Source organism: Microvirga calopogonii, from assembly GCF_003347665.1.
GTDB lineage: Bacteria > Pseudomonadota > Alphaproteobacteria > Rhizobiales > Beijerinckiaceae > Microvirga > Microvirga calopogonii.
This window is the reverse complement of record NZ_QDGA01000004.1, coordinates 102321-117945: the sequence shown is the minus strand read 5'-3', so window position 1 is coordinate 117945 and position 15625 is coordinate 102321. Positions and strand designations below refer to the sequence as shown.

Sequence of the window (15625 nt, the reverse complement as noted above, 5' to 3'; positions counted from 1 at the left end):
GAGCGCACCGCCGCGCCTAACCTGACATTCTGAGAAAAACCGAAAGCGGCGTTGTCTGAGAGGCGCGCCGCTTACTTCGTTGCGGTCGCGACCGGCGCAGCCTGGTTTCCGAGCCAGACCCAATCCACGCTGTCCGACCCTTCCCGCTTCACATAGCGATAGCCTGTCTGCTGCCAGGGCAGAACGGCGTTGCGCTTGTTGTCGAGGATGTAGTCGCCGCGATCCGTCCTCGCCATGAGAACCGCGTGGCCCGCGCCCAGTTCGTCGATCACCACCGTCATGCGAAGGGCCCGCTGCGGCAGGCCGGCCTGCGTGAGACGGCGGCGCTTGAGCAACTGAATGTCCTCGCAGTCGCCCATGCCGTCATCCGGGTAGTCCCAGCGATCCGCGACGCCCCAGTGATCCTGGTCGGTGACCGGCACGATCTCCTTGTTCACCTGCTCGTTCACGTCGACGATTAGCTTCCAGGTCGCCTGATCGAGAACGATCGTGTCGGGCTCCGATGGATTGTGCGCGCATTCCTTCGGCAGCTGCGTGCAGAACTCGATCCAGGCCGGCGTGGGCCCGGCGGCTCCGACGGCAAAAAGCGTATCGCCGGGCGCCCGCACGGCGAATTGAGGAAATTCGAGCGCCGATCCGGCTCCGGGCGTTGCGGACAGAACAAGGGCCGCGAGACCTGCCGAAGCGAAGAGACGATGAAGGCGTTTACTGCGCCGTCCTGAAGGTCTGAAAGTAATCCCGCACATGCCCCGCACCTGTTCAGTTTTATTATTTTCAATAAAGCTGTCAGCAGCGGGTGCGCGGCGCAAGCGCGAAAGTGCCGCAAGATCACGAACGATCCGGCACTGTTGACTTCCAGCAACAGAACAAGCAATCGCCGCCCGCGACCTCTTCAAATGAAGAGGAAAGATCAGCATCGAAGCGCGCCAATACAATGACGTTTATTTCAGTGCAGTGTTCGCATCCGAATACGGTGTAATGGCTCTCTGGACGAATGTGGCGAAGACTCTTCCGCAAGTTCCCCGCCGGGGATGCCCGCTCCATTCGCCGCTGATGCGCAGAGCGGCTCGGTTTGCTTCAGTGCCGGCCCTGCGCCATGCTGCGACTTCTGGCCCAATGCCTCGTTCTCGCAGATGACATCATGAGACGGATGACGGGCGTTCCAATCAGCCCGACCAGGGACGCTGCGACGACCGGCACCAGAACGACTGCCATGGATCTCTCCTCATCACATGGAGGCACTCCTTCAATATGATGCCGGAATCTTGCCCGAACCTGACGCGACCTCACCACGTGCATGTGGTGATTCACTACACTCGCAGGAAAAACTTCATCCGCTCCCGATCGCCGGTATAGTGCATATTGGAGCATCGGATCGGGGGATTGTCTTGAGAACGCTATTTGCGACACTTGCAGCTGCCCTTGGCGTCGGCGGCTGCGTGCCGGCGGTCCAGGAGCCCCTCGCCCTGTCGTGCTCGGACTATATCGGCAAGCCCATCTCGGCGCGCATTGCCGCCTGGGGGCCGCCTCGAACGGTCTATCGGATCAGCCCGAGCCAGGTCGGCTACATCTTCGAGAGCAAACAGACCGCCTTCATCGGCGGCGAGCCCTATTACACGGTGAATTACCTGATCGGCGCCGACAAGCATCACGCGCCGGTGCGCAAGGTCACCACCATCTGCAGCGGCGTGTTCGTGGTGAACGCGCCGTACGACGCGATGCCGCTCAATGAGAGGATCGTCGAGGACGTGATCTCGGCGAAAGGCTGATTAGAAGCCTCCGAGCCTGAGCTTGCTGATGCTCATCATCAGGTCGACGCTCACGCCTGCTTCGGCAGGCTCCGAGAACAGGGTCAGGACCGGGGCTGCCGTGGCAGCGCTCACGTTGTTCATGTCATACATGGCGGAGAACCGCTGGATCAGCTTGTCGACCTTCTTGGGATCCTGAAGATCCTTGATGTTGATGTGCTTCTCCAGGTTACGGACCTGCAGGTCGAGATCCGCCTTGGACGCGCCGGTCGGAATGTTGAACGTGGTCTGCACGAATTTCAGGAGCGCCTTGTCGGCCAGTAGCCCCATCGTGGTGGTCACGCTCGACGCCTTGCGCTTGAAATAGAGCGCGAGCCGCACGCCCTCGTTCTGCTCGCCTTCCTTCTTCTCCAGCGTCTGCTGGTAATACTTGCTGACGGCTTCCGTGGTCGCACTCGCCTGGGATGTGGCCTTGTCGCCCTTCGCGACGAAGTCGAACGCCTTGGCGAATTCCATGTACCGCTTGTCCGTCATCTTGTTCGCCATGCTCTTGGTATCCGTGACACCTTCGGTGAGCACCTTCTTCATGAAGGCCTTGGCGTAGATCATGTCCTCGAGGCCGTAGGCCTTCATGGCATAGCTGTAGAGGCGGTAGTCCTTCATGAAATCGTCGATGGTCTTCACCTTCGAGATGTTCGCCTGGTAGTATTCGGTGTCGCGCTTGACCATCGCGTCGTTCTGGGTGAGCGTCTTGGTCAGCGCCGTGTTGGTCTGCAACATCTGGTAACGGGTCATCGTGCTGATCATGGCTCACTCCTATGGTCGGCGCTCGTCATCCGGTCGGGGACGCGCGGCCGATCAGGTCTTGCTAGTTCTTCGCCGTCGCGATGGACCGGCAATCCTTCGAGAATCGTTCGACCACCGCATGCGTCTCGACGGGATCGAGAGCGAACTTCACGCTTTGCGGCTCGAGCCGGAAATTCGCAAGTTCCACGATAAGCGTCTGTGCTGTCGCGAGGCTTGCGACGAAGTCCATGACTTCGTTTTCTCCACGCAATTGACCGTAGCGGTCGCGATAGATCCAGTGCGCCACCTCCGGCGGACGGTCGTCGAGCCAATAGACCGTGCTCCGCCCCCGATAGTCGCTAGGTCCGAGATAGGCTTTCTGCATCACGGTGGCGGCAACGGCCACTTGTGGCGGCTCGTCCTCCCCCGAAACCTTCGTGCAGGAGAACCAGAGGGAGCTCCCCCCCTCGCCGCGGATCTGCGCCAGGGCTCGGTTCGGGAGGCCGCTCTGGTCGCTTTGGAGGGCATAGTTCCAGGCCCGCAGAGCGCTAGTCGCGGCGGTGGCGGAAAGATCGGGAGCGGCCGCCCCGATGGCGCAGGCGAACGCGAACGCGGTCGCGCGATGAAATGTCGTGAACATGGCTCAGCGTTCCGCGAGCAATCCAAAAAGAAAGCCCCGCCTTTCGCAAGACGGGGCCTCGTTGTCAGCGATCAGGAGGCTCTTACTGGAAGAGCTTCAGGATCATCTGGCTGTTCTGGTTCGCAATCGAGAGCGACTGAACGCCGAGCTGCTGCTGCGTCTGCAGAGCCTGCAGGCGGGTGGAAGCCTCGTTCATGTCGGCATCGACCATGGAGCTGATACCATTGGTCAACGAGTTGGACAGGGCGTCAAGAAACTTCGACTGAGCGTCGATCTGGTTCTGCACCGCGCCCAGATCGGCTCCGAAAGTCCGGACGATATCAAGGGCGAGATCCAGTTCGCTCGACAGGGTCTCCGCGGTGGCCTTCGAGTTGACAGTGGCAGGAGTAATCGAGCTGGCCAAGTCTGTAACCAGGTTCTTCGGTGTAATCGCAACCGTTGAGAAGGAGCCCGCAGTAGTAACAGCCGGAGTGGCAGTGTTTGTCACAGCGGCCGTATAGCCCGTGACGATATTGATTGGTGCAGTGGCATTGTTGAGGAGGTTCACTCCATTGAAATTTGCGCCGTTGATAAGGCCAGACAGAGTCTTCCCAAGGCCCGCGAGAGCTTTGTTAACCTCGGTATACCCGCTGGTCCCGTCGACATCTGCGGCTTGAGTGGCTTGCTCCTTCATAGAGGTCAGCGTCTCAGTAACCTGCTGAAGAGCAGCCGTGGCCGTCTTCACGAGAGCGGAGTTTTCCTTCAGCTTGTCCTTGATGGTGCCGACGACGCTGTTCTCGGCCTTCATCTTGGTCGAGACGGACCAGTTGGTGGAGTTGTCGGCCGCGGTCGCGACCTTCAGGCCGGTCGAGATCTCGTTCTGGGTCTTGCTCAGGTTGCGCTGGGTGTTGTTCAGGTTCTGGAGAGCGGTGAGTGCGCTGGAGTTCGTGAGAATCGAAGACATGTGCTTCTTCCTTGAATGATGTGAGATTTTTTCAGGGAATGTCGGAGTTTAACCGACCCAGCGGAGTGGCCTCATGCCTCGAGGGAAATCTCGATCCGCTGCTCACATGACATCCGGGCTTTACCGGCAAAATGGATCGGCATCATGCCTGGCCTTCAATCGAAGGCGTACCATAGTGCTTTCTTGGCACCCGAAGCGAAAGCGCTTCGTCTGCGGTGCTTGTGCCTCATTCTTTACGGGCACCCGTCCGTTGCGTCAAGCACAAAAAACATCGCCAATCGCAAAAAACGTCGTGTTTACAATTTGTTAACCATATTCGCCCGCACCCGATAAAAGAAAACGCCCAGCCACGGGGCTGGGCGTTTTCAGAGACGGCAGGATCAGCCGCCAGCAGCTCAACGGGCCCCGATGGCCACCATCTTCGGTGTCCTGGCGAGCGGCGTCTTCGTATAGAGACCACGATGAGCCGGATCGAGCGTCAGGGCATCGGTCACGCCGAGAACGGTCTCCGAGGCGCCGAGCAGGAGCGAGCCGTCCGCCGCCATCAGGTTGGCGATCCGGCGCAGCACGTCGGCCTTCAGGGCGGCATCGAAATAGATCAGCACGTTGCGGCAATAGACGATGTCGAAGGGTCCCAGGCGGCTGAAATCGTCGAGAAGATTGAGGTAGCGGAAATCCACCATGGCGCGGATCTCGGGCGAGATCTGCCACTGTTCCCCTACTTGCGTGAAGTACTTCACGAGAAGCCGGATCGGCAGCCCGCGCTGTACCTCGAACTGGTTGTAGACGCCGGCCTTCGCTTTCTCCAGCACGTCCGTGGAGATATCGGACGCGACGATGTCGATATGCCAGCCGGGCATCCGGGCGGACGCCTCCTTCAGGATCATCGCAAGCGAATACGGCTCCTGGCCGCTGGACGCCGCCGCGCACCAGATGCGAAGCCTGCGGCTTGCTGCCCGCTCCTTCAGGTATTTGGGCAGCAGGACGTCCTGGAAGAGATCGAAGGGCGTCTTGTCCCGGAAGAAGAAGGTCTCGTTCGTCGTCATCGCCTCGATGGTGGCCTTTTCGAGCGCCATCGCGCGGCCTGTCCTGATCTCGCGGATGAGGTGCGAAAGGCTCTCGAACTTGTACCGCGTGCAGACGGAGGAGAGGCGGCTCTCGACGAGGTAGCGCTTGTCCTGCGAAAGCGCCAGGCCCGAGCGGGCCTTGAGGAACACGCGCAGGGCTTCGAATTCGGCCTCGGTCATGTCGAAGCTCCGGTGATGAGGCCTTTCAGCGAACGGCCGATGGATTCCAGCGGAAGGACCTCGTGGGCGAGGCCCGCCTTCACGATGCTGCCCGGCATGCCCCAGACGATGCTCGTCGCTTCGTCCTGGGCGATCACGGTCGCGCCCGCCTTCGTGAGGTGGCGCGCGCCATGAGTCCCGTCAGACCCCATGCCGGTCAGGACGACGGCGAGCGCCGACGCGCCGTAGACGGCCGCAGCCTCGCGGAACAGCACGTCGACGGCCGGGCGGCAGAAGTTCTCCGGTTGCCCGTCATTCAAGCGGACCATCGCCTTGCCTCCCGACGAGACGACGCCCATGTGCCGCCCGCCGGGCGCCACGAGGATCGTTCCGGGCGCGACTGCGTCGCCATCGCGCGCCTCCCGGGCCGGAACGGACAGCAGGGTTTGAAGATGGTCCGCGAAGACGGCCGTGAACATCGCCGGCATGTGCTGGACGATCAGCACCGGGATCCTCGACAGCGCAGGCTTCATGTCCATGAGAACGCGCTCGACGGCTCGCGGGCCGCCCGTGGACGAGCCGATGAGCAGGCATTGCGGCTTCGTGGCGCCTGCCCGCGGAAGCGGCAGCGGCGCGGGAGAGGCCGGTTTCGGAGCAAGCGCCGCGGACACTCGGGGTGGCCGGGCCGTCGTTTCGCTCAAGGCCCGCATCTTCTCGACGAGCTCGCGGCGGAACTCGTTCGCGGCGCCCGGAGCGCGGGCGCTTTCCGGCTTCGCCAGATAATCGACCGCGCCGAGCGAGAGGCACTTCAGCGAGATCTCCGCGTTCCTCTGTGTGAGGGTCGAGATCACGATCACCTTGCTCGCCGGTTGCGCCTTCAGGATCAGCGGCAGGGCCGCAAGGCCGTCGACCTCGGGCATCTCGAGATCGAGCAGGATGATCTCGGGCGTTGCGCGAGCCGCCGCATCGACGGCCATCCGGCCGTTCGACGCCGTCGCGACGATCTCGAAGCCGCCCGCTTCGGTGAGCCATCGGCCGATCATGCCGCGAATGACCGCGCTGTCGTCCACGATCATCACGCGGGTGAGACGGCCGGGAGCCGGTCTCGTCCGGGTTACGGGAGAAAGAGCCATGATCTCACGCCGAATGCGATGCCGGAAGAACGCCCAGCTCTTGGAATTTTGCCGCGAGAATGTCCCTGTCGAAGGGCTTCATCACGTACTCGTCCGCGCCTGCTTCCAGAGCGCGCGTGATATGGTCGAGGCCGTTCTCCGTCGTGCAGAAAACGACCTTCGGCGCACGACCCTCCGGTGTAGCCCGAAGCGCCTTGAGGAAGCTGTAGCCGTCCATGACGGGCATGTTCCAGTCGAGGAGGATCACGTCCGGCATCTCGGTCCGGCAGGCTGCAAGACCTGCTTCGCCGTTCTCCGCCTCCGAAACGCGGAAGTCGAGGCTTTCGACGATGTCGCGGGAGACCTTTCGGATCACGCGGGAGTCATCAATGATCAGGCAATAGTTCATGAAAATCTTTCCAGGCCTCATCGCCCGGCCACTTCGGAACAGGCGTGGGTGCTATGAACGGATGTCGGATTTGTCGACGAAGTTGAAGTTCTCGACCAGGATCTCCTTGACGATCTCGGCCCCCAGCCGTTTGTTGATCTTTTCCCGGACGCTCGCGATCATGCCGTTGACGTTGTATCGGGAGAGCCTTTTGAAATCGAGCGTCTCGTCGGCATAGACGTGGCGGAAGACCTCGTCCTGGATGAAGGCCTCGGGCGGAACGGAAATCTCGCGCAGGGTCTTGGCGTCGGCCGTGAAGACCAGGTTCGCGACCACGTAGCCCCGCACGGCCCCCTCGGCAACGATCGGGATATTCATCGCGGGCAGCTTCTTGTACTGAAGCCCCTCGTAATTCCCCTTCTCCTCCGCGGGCGGCTTACCGACGGCCCAGGTCACGGCCGCATAGCAGGAAGCCAGCGTGACCGCGCAGACCCAGAATCCCGCCATGACGTTCTTGATCATGCGCCGAAGCCCGCCTTGTTCATGTAGGCCGAGTACGTGCTGTCGGACTCGGCCTTCTGAATGGCCGTCGAGATGATGCTCGCAACTTCCTGCACGGCCTGCATGTGCCGCCGCAGCATGTCCTGGTTCGTTTCGATCTTGGCCTGAAGACCCTGCAGGCGCTTCGTCGCCTTCTGATCCAGGGCGTGGATATCGGCCGTCCGGACCATCCGGCTGATCTCGAGAAGGCATTGGCTCTTGCGCCGGTTGAACTCGTCCAGATTGGACAGGTCGCGCGCCATGAGGGCAGCCGTTTCCAGATCCAGGGTTTCTTCAAGGCGATCGAGGGACTTCATCAGCATCGTGTTGCTTCCTGCTTAGGGACGATGGTCGGCACCGGCCGCGTCATGTCTTCTTGGATTCGATCTGGCCTGAAAACGAGGCAGGCGTCGGAGGGACCCGGATGTCGGACGAACGTGCGCCGTCCTGCGCGTCGAGAAGCCGCTTTGCGATTCCGATTCCGCCCGCCTTCGAGATCTGCGCGCCGATCTGCTCCGCCATCATGGATTTCCAGATGGAGCCTGCATTGCCTTTGCCGTACGTGTTCTCCGCATCCTTGGGCAGCATGGATTCGACGAACGTCTGGAGGATATAGGCTTCGAATTCCTGATGAGCCTTCTTCGCCTTGGCCGCGCCTGTTGACTCGGCGTCGTTACGAAGCGCGTTTCGCAGCATGTAGATGTCGGCGCCGGGCGCCATCAGAGGCTGGCCTGCCATGGACTTCATGGCGTCGTCGAAGCTGGCGCCGTCCAGAGCGGATGCGCCATCGGCAAGCTTTTGGGTCGCGGCCTGATAGCGTGCGGGATCCGCGGCCCTGGCGACGTCGTTGATAATATCTGAGGGCGGGCTGATCGCCATCTCGCATCTCTCACATTTCAGACTTGGGAGAAGGTTTAACCCGGCTAGCTTACGGGAAGCTTGCGCCCTCGCCTTTTGCAAGCAGCTCGATGATGGAAGCGAGATCCTTCTTCTCGCTGTCACGGCGTTCCTGCTCCTTGAGGCCGGACAACATCTTCTCCGCCCGCTTCGCCTGCATGGCCTTGTCGATGGCAACGGCTTTCTGGGCGACCTTGGCCTTTTCCACGACGCTGGCCTGGGACGCGAGCGCCTGCAGGCGCTTGGCCGCGACATCGACGAAGAGGCCGTGAAGCGTCTCATGATCGTTCATGGTGTGGATCAGCGTTTCCTGGGCAAGCTTGAGCTCGGACGCTTTCCGCTCGAGGGTGACGAGCTTCAGCTCGGCCTCCTTCTGGAGATGCTGCTGCACCTTCAGGATACGATCGATTTTCCGGATCCGCTGCTTCATCGGATTATCCGTTCCGAAGCCAGGCGGAGAACGCCTCCATGAAAAGGAGCACGTAGTCGGTCGCGGCGAAGTAGATGATCAGAAATCCGCCGAGCATGATGAATGGTGTCGCCAGGAAATAAACCGGGATCTGTGGCGTGAGCTTGTTGGTGAGCCCGACCGCCAGATTGACGATGACCGAATACAGAATGAAGGGGCTGCTGATCCTGAGCGCCAGCACGAAGGCAATGCCGATCTGATCGACCAGCTGCGTCAGCGAGAGGTTCATGGCCAGCCCTTCGCCCACGGGCAGCCGCGAGTAGGAGGCAATGAGTCCACGAAAGAACTCCCAATGCAGGTCGGACAGGAAAAGAACGGCCGTCGCCACCATCATGATGAAGGAGCTGATCGGCGGAAGAGGCTCCGCCTCGTCGATCGGCGTTCCCGGCATGCCGCCGAGGCTCAGGGCCAATGCAACGGCGCTCAACATGGTCTGCAGGGCGAGGAAATAGACGCGCCCGAGGAGACCGATCAGGAGACCGGTCAGGGTTTCCTTGCCGATATAGATGAGGATGGCCGCAGGAGCCTGCGACGTGATGCCCGCCTGAACCTTCTCGAGAAGGACCGGCGCCAGCGCCAGGCTGGTGGCGAGGCCGATGAAGAGCCGCACATGCACCGGGATCCGGTTGCTCGAGAAGCCCGGAGCGATCATCAGGCATCCGCCGATCCGGCAGAAGATCAGGAAGATCGCCAGCAGGATCTCGGGCGTGACTTGGTTCACGAGATCGTCCCGAGCGAATTGACCTCGACGCCGCGGGCGATTTCCAGATGCGACAGGACAGGCAGGGACGAGAACATGCGCTCGATGATCATGCGCACATAGGGGCGCGCGTCCGGCGCGGTGACGACGGCAAAGGTCTGAACCTGGCCCATGCGCGTCTTGATGGCGTCCGATGCCTCGGCGCCGAACTGTTCCACGAGACGGGGATCGATGTCGAACTCGACCACGTCGCCTTTTGGATCCCGCTTCAGGCTCTGATGGAACGCGATGTCCCATTTGTTGCCGAGCCTCAGCACGTTCAGGGCTCCACCTTCTGCAAGGTCGCCGCAGATCTGCTGGGCAATGCGAACCCGCACGTGCTCTACCAGCTGCTCGGCCCGGCGCGCATGGGGAGCGATTTCGGCGATCGCCTCCAGGATCAGACTCAGGTTGCGGATGGACACCCGCTCGGCGAGCAGGAGCTTCAGAACGGATTGAAGGCCGGAATAGGAAATCTGCGAGGGACAGATGTCGTCGAGCAGACGCTTGTACTCCGAATCGAGGCCGTCCAGAAGATTGCGCACGTCCTTGTAGGACAGGAGCTGGGGCAGGTTGTTGCGGATCACCTCGCTCAGATGCGTGAGGAGGACCGATGCTCCATCGACCGCCTGGAAGCCCTGCCGCTTGATCTCGCTCATATAGACGTCTGACACCCACAGGGCCTTCATGCCGAAGGCCGGCTCGCGCACTTCGTCCCCCGGAACGTCGGGGATCGGTCCGTCGCCGAGCACGACGAGAAGATCGCCGGGCCGGACTTCCTGTGTCGCCACGACGGTCCCGTGGATTTTGATCTGGTAGCTTTTCGGCGGGATCATCAGGCTGTCGGAGAGCTTCACGTCCGGCAGAACGAAGCCGTAATCCTGGGCGAACTTCTTGCGCATCTTGCCGACGCGGTGCGCCAGATCCCCGTGTGAGCTCGCAAGGTAGGAGGCCAGATGCTTGCCGAGGCACAGCTCGATCTCGGCGAGCTTCAGGGTTTCCTTGACCGATTCCCGCGATTCCAGGAGGTTCTTCTGCTGCTCCTGCGCCAGCTTGGCCTGGACCTTCGCCTCCTCCTCGGCTCTCTGCTTCGGAATCGTGTAGGCGATGAAGCTCATGCAGCCGCCGAGCACGAGGAACGGGATCATCGGCAGGCCGGGCACGATGGAAAAGACGAACATCAGGGCGGCGGCCACCATGAGGGCTCGCGGATAGGCGCCGAGCTGCCCGAGCACGGCCTGCTGGGCTTGTCCCCTCGTTCCGCCTTTCGAGACCAGAAGGCCTGCGGCCAGGGAGACGACGAGAGCCGGGATCTGGCTGACCAGACCGTCGCCGACCGAGAGTTGGACGAAAACGTCCGCCGCCTTGGACAGGGGCATTCCGTGGCGCGTGACGCCGATGACGATGCCGCCGAAGATGTTGACGGCAATGGTGATCAGGCTCGCGACGGCCTCGCCGCGGACGAATTTCGAGGCGCCGTCCATGGATCCGAAGAAGGCGCTCTCCTCCTCGAGCTCACGCCTCCTCTTCTGGGCTTCCTTCTCGTCGATCAGGCCCGCAGACAGGTCCGCATCGATGGCCATCTGCTTGCCGGGAATGGCATCGAGCGTGAAGCGGGCGCCGACCTCGGCGATACGGGTCGCACCCTTGGTGATGACGAGGAAGTTGACCGTGATCAGGATGATGAAGACGACGATGCCGATGACGAAATCGCCGCTCATCACGAATTGGGAGAAGCCGCTGATCACGTGGCCCGCGGCATCGACGCCTTTGTGACCATCGGACAGGATGAGACGGGTCGACGCGATGCTCAGCGCGAGCCGCAACAAAGTTGCGATGAGAAGGACGGTAGGAAAGGCCGAGAATTCGAGGGGCTTCTGAATCCAGAGCGCCACCATCAGGATCAGGACGGACAGCGCGACCGAGAGGGCAAGGCCCATATCGATCGCCATCGGCGGAATGGGGAGAAAGAGAATGGCAAGGATGCCGACCACGGCACCGGCGAACGCCAGATCCCTGCCGCGCCCCTGGGCTGTAACTTCACTTGCTTCCATGTGCCTGCCAGCTCAACGGATGAACGATGAGACTGACACATGAACCATGAAGCTTGCGCGAGGGTCGCCGCTCTGGCCCAAGCCCCATTCGGCAGGCTAGAACCCTGTTACAATCTTGCCGTAGACGAGTTCCGTGAAGGCGAAGATCTGCGAGCCGACGAACGAGCCGGTCACGAGAGCCACCACCAGGATGGCGATGATCTTTGGGATGAACGTGAGAGTGACCTCCTGGATCTGCGTCAGGGCCTGAACCAGGGCGATGACGATGCCGATGATCATCGCTGCGGCGACGGCCGGTCCCGCGGCGATGATGACGGTCCAGATGGCGGCCCGAACGAGTTCCAGGGCGTCGACTTCGTTCATCGTCAGCTCACGATGACGCCCGGGCCCAGAAGAACCTGATCCCCGTTGGTCAATTTGGCGACGGCGCCTTCGCTGACGATCGTGACGGACGTGACCTGACCGGAGATCTTGCCGTCGGCCGTCGAGATCGTGCGGCCGATGACGCTGTCAGCCTGCGAGAGAGCCGACGAGGCCAGGAGGGCGTCCAGCTTGGAATTGCTCTTCACGGTCTGCTCGACCTGGGAGAAGGTCGCGAGCTGGGCCATGTAGTCGGTCGACTTCATGGGCTCGGTCGGATCCTGATTCTTCATCTGCGCCATCAGCAGCTTCAGGAAGTTGTCGTAGCTCGCCGTGGAGGACGTGTCGCTCGTCGACGTGGACCGCTGAGCGGCGACGGGGCTGGAAACGGAGGAGACGTTCATGATGAGGCTCCAGGATTACGCCGCTTGAACCGCGGCTTCCACCGGTGCGGCGGGGCGAGCCTCGACCGGCTCGAACAGGGTTCGGATGAGCTTGAGAGCCTCGAACGTCCGATCGGCTTCCACCAGATCGGCGACCTTGCTCAGGGCTTCTTTGGCCGGTTCATCGGTGGCGACCTGGATCAGCGCCTCGTGCAGCTTACGGAAGGCTCCCATGACCTTGCCCGCCTCCTGCGGGTTGATCAAGAGGGACTGCACGACGAAATAGAGCTGGCGCATCGGAGTCGTCGCCTCAGAAACCTGGAGGACATGGCTCTCGAGCAGAAAGCGCGCCTCGTTCAAAAGGCTCAACGTCACCTTCTGGCTGACCGTCAGGACGGCACCGTTGATGAAGATGCGCTCGCCGGCCTTAAGGGAGAACCGCATTTTGGCTTTCATTTCAGCCCCTCCTGGATCATGGAATTGATGTCGATCAGCGCGGTCAGATTGTTGTGTTCACCACAGGCGATGCGGCCGGTCTCCCGCATCACCCAAAAGCCTATCGAGATGAGCTGCGCCTTGAGTTTATCAGGAAGCTCGTTGTCGGGATGCGCCAGGTCCTTGACGAAGACCGTCCAGAGCCGCTGGAGAAACTCAACGGCGTGGTTCATCTCGGGAGAATTGGACGGAAGGCCGTCGGCAGCCTTGAGGAATCCGATTGCCTGCCCGAAGATTTCATACTCGCGTTGCCGACATTCCCTGGGAGCGTCTTCGACAACTTCTGCATACGAAAATCGATACATGGATAAGATCCGGGACTAGAGATAGTTGATCAGACTCAGCTGCTTGAGCTGGGCCGTGAGCGAATAGGATGTTTGGATCTGGGTCATGAGTTGATCGACGCGGATTTTTGCCTCCGCAGGATCGACGGCTTCGAGCTTGCCGATGCGCTCCTCGAAGATCGACTTCTGCAGATCCATTCTCACGTTGGCGCTCTCGGCCTTCGCCTGCGAGGTGCCGACGCTTGCCTGCACATCGATGACGCCGCTGACGGCGCTCGACAGGATCTGGACGGCTTTCGTGATCACCACATCTCGCGTCGCGGCGCTGAGCGACTCGATGCCGAGATCGAAGATCATCGTGTATGCCATTGCGATCTGACGAATAGGCGTCGTATTCGCGTTCGTGGATGTCTCGACCTTTTCCGTGGGCGAGATCAAGCTCTGGATATTCTGGTCGGAGGCATTCGAGAATGCGTCCCATCCCGATCCTTCGAAGATCTGCTTGAAGGGGCCGTCCAGAAAGGCTTCCATATCGGCCGGAGAAATCCCGGAGACGAGCGGGTCGCTCTGCGGGAAACCGAAGCCGCCGGATGTCGCCGGTGCGGAGAATGCACCCGCGACCAGGTCCTTGAGCGAAGCCGGTGTCCCGTTGGCATAGCCGTTGGCGGGCGCCGTCGTCGTATTGATGCCGCCGAAAACGTATCGTCCGCCGATGGAGACGTTGAGGTCGCCCACCAGGCTGCTCATGTAGGCGGCGGCCTGCCCTTTGATGGTTTCCACCGGAGGATTTGCGGGCAATCCCACCAGGGCATCCCTGAACTTGGTCGCGGTCTCACGGATGCTGTCGAGAGCTGCCGTCGTCGTCTTGAGACGCTGAAGGGCCAGACTGTTGCTGTCGGTGAGCGTGTCGATCTCCGCTCTCTGCTGGCGCAGGGAGAGCGATTCCCCGACCTTGTGCCCGAGAGCAAGCCCGATATCCGCGTGCCGGCCCGTCGTCAGCTCCGTGTTGGCTTTCGTGAGGCCGCTCTGGAGCTTGTCGAGGGTCGATTTGGATGAATTCCAAAGCGACATGGTTGAGACGAATGTCGTTCTCATGGCTTAGCCTATCGCGTTAAGGAGATTCTTGAGCATCTGGTCGATGACCGACAGCAGCTTTGCCGATGCCGAATAGGACTTTTCCAGTTGCAGCATCAACGCCGTCTCGTCGTCCATATTGACGTCGGTTGCGTTCGACAGGGCCTCCGAGGCGTGCCCAAGAAGCGTCGTCTGATACTCGACGCTCTGGCTGGCGCTCTGGCGTGTGGCTTCCAGCCAGCTCCCAGTCAGGGAGGCGAAGCCCTGCAGGGACGCGCTGGGACCGAAGCCGAAGGACGGATCGAACGGGCGCTCCGCCACCATGCCGTCCGTCAGGGCATAGAGCCGCCCGGAGAAGGCCGCGTTGCCAGTCACATTGTAGCCGTAGTTGGCACCATTGATCCCGCCATCCCGGATCGCCTCGAAGGTGCCGCCCTTCGTCGGATCAATGGCGTCATTGACGCGGATCAGCCCGGCCAACCCGGCGGAGGCTGGCATGGTGGGGACGCTTGTGGCTCCCGCGAAGGTGAAGACGCCTGGCTTGTCGACATCTTTCGGAACGCCGATCTGGTCGCTTTCGGCGAAGGCCTGGATCAAACCTCGGGCGAGTTCGTCGAGCTGCTTCTGGTAGGTCACGGCGGCGCCGTCGCGCACCTGTGCGAGCCCGACGAGATTGCCGGAATTCAACGGCATGAGAGCCCCGGGCCCCGTCACGCGGATTCCGTCGATGAAGACGTCTCCTCCGGTGGTGGCCGGTCCGAAGGCCGTGGTCGGGCTGAAGGTCACCGGCCGCGCCGTCCGCTCGAACAGCGGCACGCCGCTGTCCGTATAGAGTGCGATGTCGTTGCCAGCGCGCGGCACGACCGTGATTCCGATCTCCTCGGACAGTTGCGCGATGAGATTGTCGCGCGTGTCCATGGCATCACTGACATCGGCTCCAAGGGCCGATCCGCTCATGACCTGCTGGTTCGCCTTCTCGAACTTGAGAAGAAGATCGTTGATGCGGTCAACCGATCCGGCCATGCCCTTGTCGGCTTCCAGGCGCACGGACTGGATCGCCGTGGTGGCGCGGTTCAAGGTATCGGCAAGATCCGTTGCAGCCTTGACGAAGGCGCGCGCCAGCGTCGGATTGTCCGGCGCATTGGCATATTGCTGCAAGGCGCTGTGCAGAGCACCGACGCGGGCTGCCGCGGACTGGTCCAGCTGCGTGTCGCCGATCGTCTGACTGAGCTTTTGCAACCCATCGAGCAGCGCCTTCTGGGTCGCGGAAGCGGAGGTCGTTTCCAACATCTTCGTCAGAAGCGCCTGGTCGCTCGCCCGAAGAACCGTGACGCGGGCGTACCCGCCCGTGGTGGTGAGGACGCCGATCTTGCGCGAATAGCTCGGGTCGGTGGCCCCCGATGTGTTGCGCGACACAACGGCCATCTGCGATTGCGACGCCTGCAACGAGGAACGCGCCGTGTTATAGGCTACGGACAGAGACATGG

General features: G+C 61.6%; 21 protein-coding genes. 1 reads left to right on the top strand and 20 read right to left on the bottom strand.

Annotated elements, in window-relative coordinates; translation table 11 throughout:
* Positions 1-71: 71 nt before the first annotated feature.
* Positions 72-746: a transglutaminase-like cysteine peptidase gene (locus tag DDF70_RS06260; protein WP_114944004.1), complete on the bottom strand. Its 675-nt coding sequence runs from the start codon at positions 744-746 to the stop codon at positions 72-74.
* A gap of 331 nt (positions 747-1077) precedes the next feature.
* Positions 1078-1215, bottom strand: a complete 138-nt coding sequence (locus DDF70_RS36405) for a hypothetical protein (protein WP_162820237.1) — start codon at positions 1213-1215, stop codon at positions 1078-1080.
* A gap of 173 nt (positions 1216-1388) precedes the next feature.
* Here DDF70_RS36405 and DDF70_RS06255 point away from each other — a divergent pair, with 173 nt between their 5' ends.
* Positions 1389-1769 (top strand): hypothetical protein, encoded by a 381-nt coding sequence (locus DDF70_RS06255; protein WP_114944003.1) that lies wholly within the window; start codon positions 1389-1391, stop codon positions 1767-1769.
* Here DDF70_RS06255 and DDF70_RS06250 read toward each other — a convergent pair whose 3' ends face one another.
* From DDF70_RS06250 to flgK, 18 genes are all read right to left on the bottom strand, one after another.
* Entirely contained in the window at positions 1770-2555 is a 786-nt protein-coding gene (locus tag DDF70_RS06250; protein WP_114944002.1) for a DUF1217 domain-containing protein, read from the bottom strand.
* 61 nt (positions 2556-2616) lie between these two features.
* Positions 2617-3174 carry a hypothetical protein gene (locus tag DDF70_RS06245; protein WP_114944001.1) on the bottom strand — a complete coding sequence of 186 codons (558 nt, stop codon included), beginning with the start codon at positions 3172-3174 and terminating at the stop codon, positions 2617-2619.
* A gap of 82 nt (positions 3175-3256) precedes the next feature.
* Entirely contained in the window at positions 3257-4117 is an 861-nt protein-coding gene (locus tag DDF70_RS06240) for a flagellin N-terminal helical domain-containing protein (protein ID WP_114944000.1), read from the bottom strand.
* A 395-nt stretch (positions 4118-4512) separates the two neighbouring features.
* A complete protein-coding gene (locus DDF70_RS06235; RefSeq protein ID WP_114943999.1) occupies positions 4513-5364 on the bottom strand; it encodes a CheR family methyltransferase in 852 nt (283 codons plus the stop codon).
* Positions 5361-6476, bottom strand: coding sequence for a protein-glutamate methylesterase/protein-glutamine glutaminase (locus tag DDF70_RS06230; protein WP_114943998.1), 1116 nt, complete (start codon positions 6474-6476; stop codon positions 5361-5363). The genes DDF70_RS06235 and DDF70_RS06230 overlap by 4 nt, the downstream gene beginning before the upstream one ends.
* Before the next feature lie 4 nt (positions 6477-6480).
* Positions 6481-6864 carry a response regulator gene (locus DDF70_RS06225; protein WP_114943997.1) on the bottom strand — a complete coding sequence of 128 codons (384 nt, stop codon included), beginning with the start codon at positions 6862-6864 and terminating at the stop codon, positions 6481-6483.
* Positions 6865-6915: 51 nt separating this feature from the next.
* Complete coding sequence (locus tag DDF70_RS06220; protein WP_170316039.1) at positions 6916-7365, bottom strand: hypothetical protein; 450 nt, start codon at positions 7363-7365, stop codon at positions 6916-6918.
* Positions 7362-7706 (bottom strand): magnesium transporter CorA family protein, encoded by a 345-nt coding sequence (locus DDF70_RS06215; RefSeq protein WP_114943996.1) that lies wholly within the window; start codon positions 7704-7706, stop codon positions 7362-7364. The genes DDF70_RS06220 and DDF70_RS06215 overlap by 4 nt, the downstream gene beginning before the upstream one ends.
* A 43-nt stretch (positions 7707-7749) precedes the next feature.
* Entirely contained in the window at positions 7750-8262 is a 513-nt protein-coding gene (locus DDF70_RS06210) for a rod-binding protein (RefSeq protein ID WP_114943995.1), read from the bottom strand.
* Positions 8263-8311: 49 nt separating this feature from the next.
* Positions 8312-8710 carry a hypothetical protein gene (locus tag DDF70_RS06205; protein WP_114943994.1) on the bottom strand — a complete coding sequence of 133 codons (399 nt, stop codon included), beginning with the start codon at positions 8708-8710 and terminating at the stop codon, positions 8312-8314.
* Positions 8711-8714: 4 nt separating this feature from the next.
* Positions 8715-9470 (bottom strand): flagellar biosynthesis protein FliR, encoded by a 756-nt coding sequence (fliR, locus tag DDF70_RS06200; RefSeq protein WP_114943993.1) that lies wholly within the window; start codon positions 9468-9470, stop codon positions 8715-8717.
* A complete protein-coding gene (gene flhA / locus DDF70_RS06195) occupies positions 9467-11542 on the bottom strand; it encodes a flagellar biosynthesis protein FlhA (protein WP_114943992.1) in 2076 nt (691 codons plus the stop codon). The genes fliR and flhA overlap by 4 nt, the downstream gene beginning before the upstream one ends.
* Before the next feature lie 96 nt (positions 11543-11638).
* Positions 11639-11905 (bottom strand): flagellar biosynthetic protein FliQ, encoded by a 267-nt coding sequence (locus DDF70_RS06190; RefSeq protein ID WP_009493088.1) that lies wholly within the window; start codon positions 11903-11905, stop codon positions 11639-11641.
* A 2-nt stretch (positions 11906-11907) separates the two neighbouring features.
* Entirely contained in the window at positions 11908-12306 is a 399-nt protein-coding gene (gene flgD / locus DDF70_RS06185; RefSeq protein ID WP_114943991.1) for a flagellar hook assembly protein FlgD, read from the bottom strand.
* A 15-nt stretch (positions 12307-12321) separates the two neighbouring features.
* The gene (gene flbT / locus DDF70_RS06180) at positions 12322-12741 is read right to left on the bottom strand and encodes a flagellar biosynthesis repressor FlbT (protein ID WP_114943990.1); all 420 of its coding nucleotides are present in this window, start codon (positions 12739-12741) and stop codon (positions 12322-12324) included.
* The gene (gene flaF / locus DDF70_RS06175) at positions 12738-13085 is read right to left on the bottom strand and encodes a flagellar biosynthesis regulator FlaF (RefSeq protein ID WP_114943989.1); all 348 of its coding nucleotides are present in this window, start codon (positions 13083-13085) and stop codon (positions 12738-12740) included. The genes flbT and flaF overlap by 4 nt, the downstream gene beginning before the upstream one ends.
* Positions 13086-13100: 15 nt before the next feature.
* Positions 13101-14159 carry a flagellar hook-associated family protein gene (locus tag DDF70_RS06170; RefSeq protein WP_114943988.1) on the bottom strand — a complete coding sequence of 353 codons (1059 nt, stop codon included), beginning with the start codon at positions 14157-14159 and terminating at the stop codon, positions 13101-13103.
* 3 nt (positions 14160-14162) lie between these two features.
* Complete coding sequence (flgK, locus tag DDF70_RS06165; protein WP_114943987.1) at positions 14163-15623, bottom strand: flagellar hook-associated protein FlgK; 1461 nt, start codon at positions 15621-15623, stop codon at positions 14163-14165.
* Between the last annotated feature and the right edge of the window lie 2 nt (positions 15624-15625).

What these genes read in the sequence shown, in the direction of transcription:
- DDF70_RS06260 (WP_114944004.1), bottom strand. Translation starts at nt 746, where the DNA reads ATGTGCGGGATTACTTTCAGACCTTCAGGACGGCGCAGTAAACGCCTT.
- DDF70_RS36405 (WP_162820237.1), bottom strand. Translation starts at nt 1,215, where the DNA reads ATGGCAGTCGTTCTGGTGCCGGTCGTCGCAGCGTCCCTGGTCGGGCTG.
- DDF70_RS06250 (WP_114944002.1), bottom strand. Translation starts at nt 2,555, where the DNA reads ATGATCAGCACGATGACCCGTTACCAGATGTTGCAGACCAACACGGCG.
- DDF70_RS06245 (WP_114944001.1), bottom strand. Translation starts at nt 3,174, where the DNA reads ATGTTCACGACATTTCATCGCGCGACCGCGTTCGCGTTCGCCTGCGCC.
- DDF70_RS06240 (WP_114944000.1), bottom strand. Translation starts at nt 4,117, where the DNA reads ATGTCTTCGATTCTCACGAACTCCAGCGCACTCACCGCTCTCCAGAAC.
- DDF70_RS06235 (WP_114943999.1), bottom strand. Translation starts at nt 5,364, where the DNA reads ATGACCGAGGCCGAATTCGAAGCCCTGCGCGTGTTCCTCAAGGCCCGC.
- DDF70_RS06230 (WP_114943998.1), bottom strand. Translation starts at nt 6,476, where the DNA reads ATGGCTCTTTCTCCCGTAACCCGGACGAGACCGGCTCCCGGCCGTCTC.
- DDF70_RS06225 (WP_114943997.1), bottom strand. Translation starts at nt 6,864, where the DNA reads ATGAACTATTGCCTGATCATTGATGACTCCCGCGTGATCCGAAAGGTC.
- DDF70_RS06220 (WP_170316039.1), bottom strand. Translation starts at nt 7,365, where the DNA reads ATGATCAAGAACGTCATGGCGGGATTCTGGGTCTGCGCGGTCACGCTG.
- DDF70_RS06215 (WP_114943996.1), bottom strand. Translation starts at nt 7,706, where the DNA reads ATGCTGATGAAGTCCCTCGATCGCCTTGAAGAAACCCTGGATCTGGAA.
- DDF70_RS06210 (WP_114943995.1), bottom strand. Translation starts at nt 8,262, where the DNA reads ATGGCGATCAGCCCGCCCTCAGATATTATCAACGACGTCGCCAGGGCC.
- DDF70_RS06205 (WP_114943994.1), bottom strand. Translation starts at nt 8,710, where the DNA reads ATGAAGCAGCGGATCCGGAAAATCGATCGTATCCTGAAGGTGCAGCAG.
- flhA (WP_114943992.1), bottom strand. Translation starts at nt 11,542, where the DNA reads ATGGAAGCAAGTGAAGTTACAGCCCAGGGGCGCGGCAGGGATCTGGCG.
- DDF70_RS06190 (WP_009493088.1), bottom strand. Translation starts at nt 11,905, where the DNA reads ATGAACGAAGTCGACGCCCTGGAACTCGTTCGGGCCGCCATCTGGACC.
- flgD (WP_114943991.1), bottom strand. Translation starts at nt 12,306, where the DNA reads ATGAACGTCTCCTCCGTTTCCAGCCCCGTCGCCGCTCAGCGGTCCACG.
- flbT (WP_114943990.1), bottom strand. Translation starts at nt 12,741, where the DNA reads ATGAAAGCCAAAATGCGGTTCTCCCTTAAGGCCGGCGAGCGCATCTTC.
- flaF (WP_114943989.1), bottom strand. Translation starts at nt 13,085, where the DNA reads ATGTATCGATTTTCGTATGCAGAAGTTGTCGAAGACGCTCCCAGGGAA.
- DDF70_RS06170 (WP_114943988.1), bottom strand. Translation starts at nt 14,159, where the DNA reads ATGAGAACGACATTCGTCTCAACCATGTCGCTTTGGAATTCATCCAAA.
- flgK (WP_114943987.1), bottom strand. Translation starts at nt 15,623, where the DNA reads ATGTCTCTGTCCGTAGCCTATAACACGGCGCGTTCCTCGTTGCAGGCG.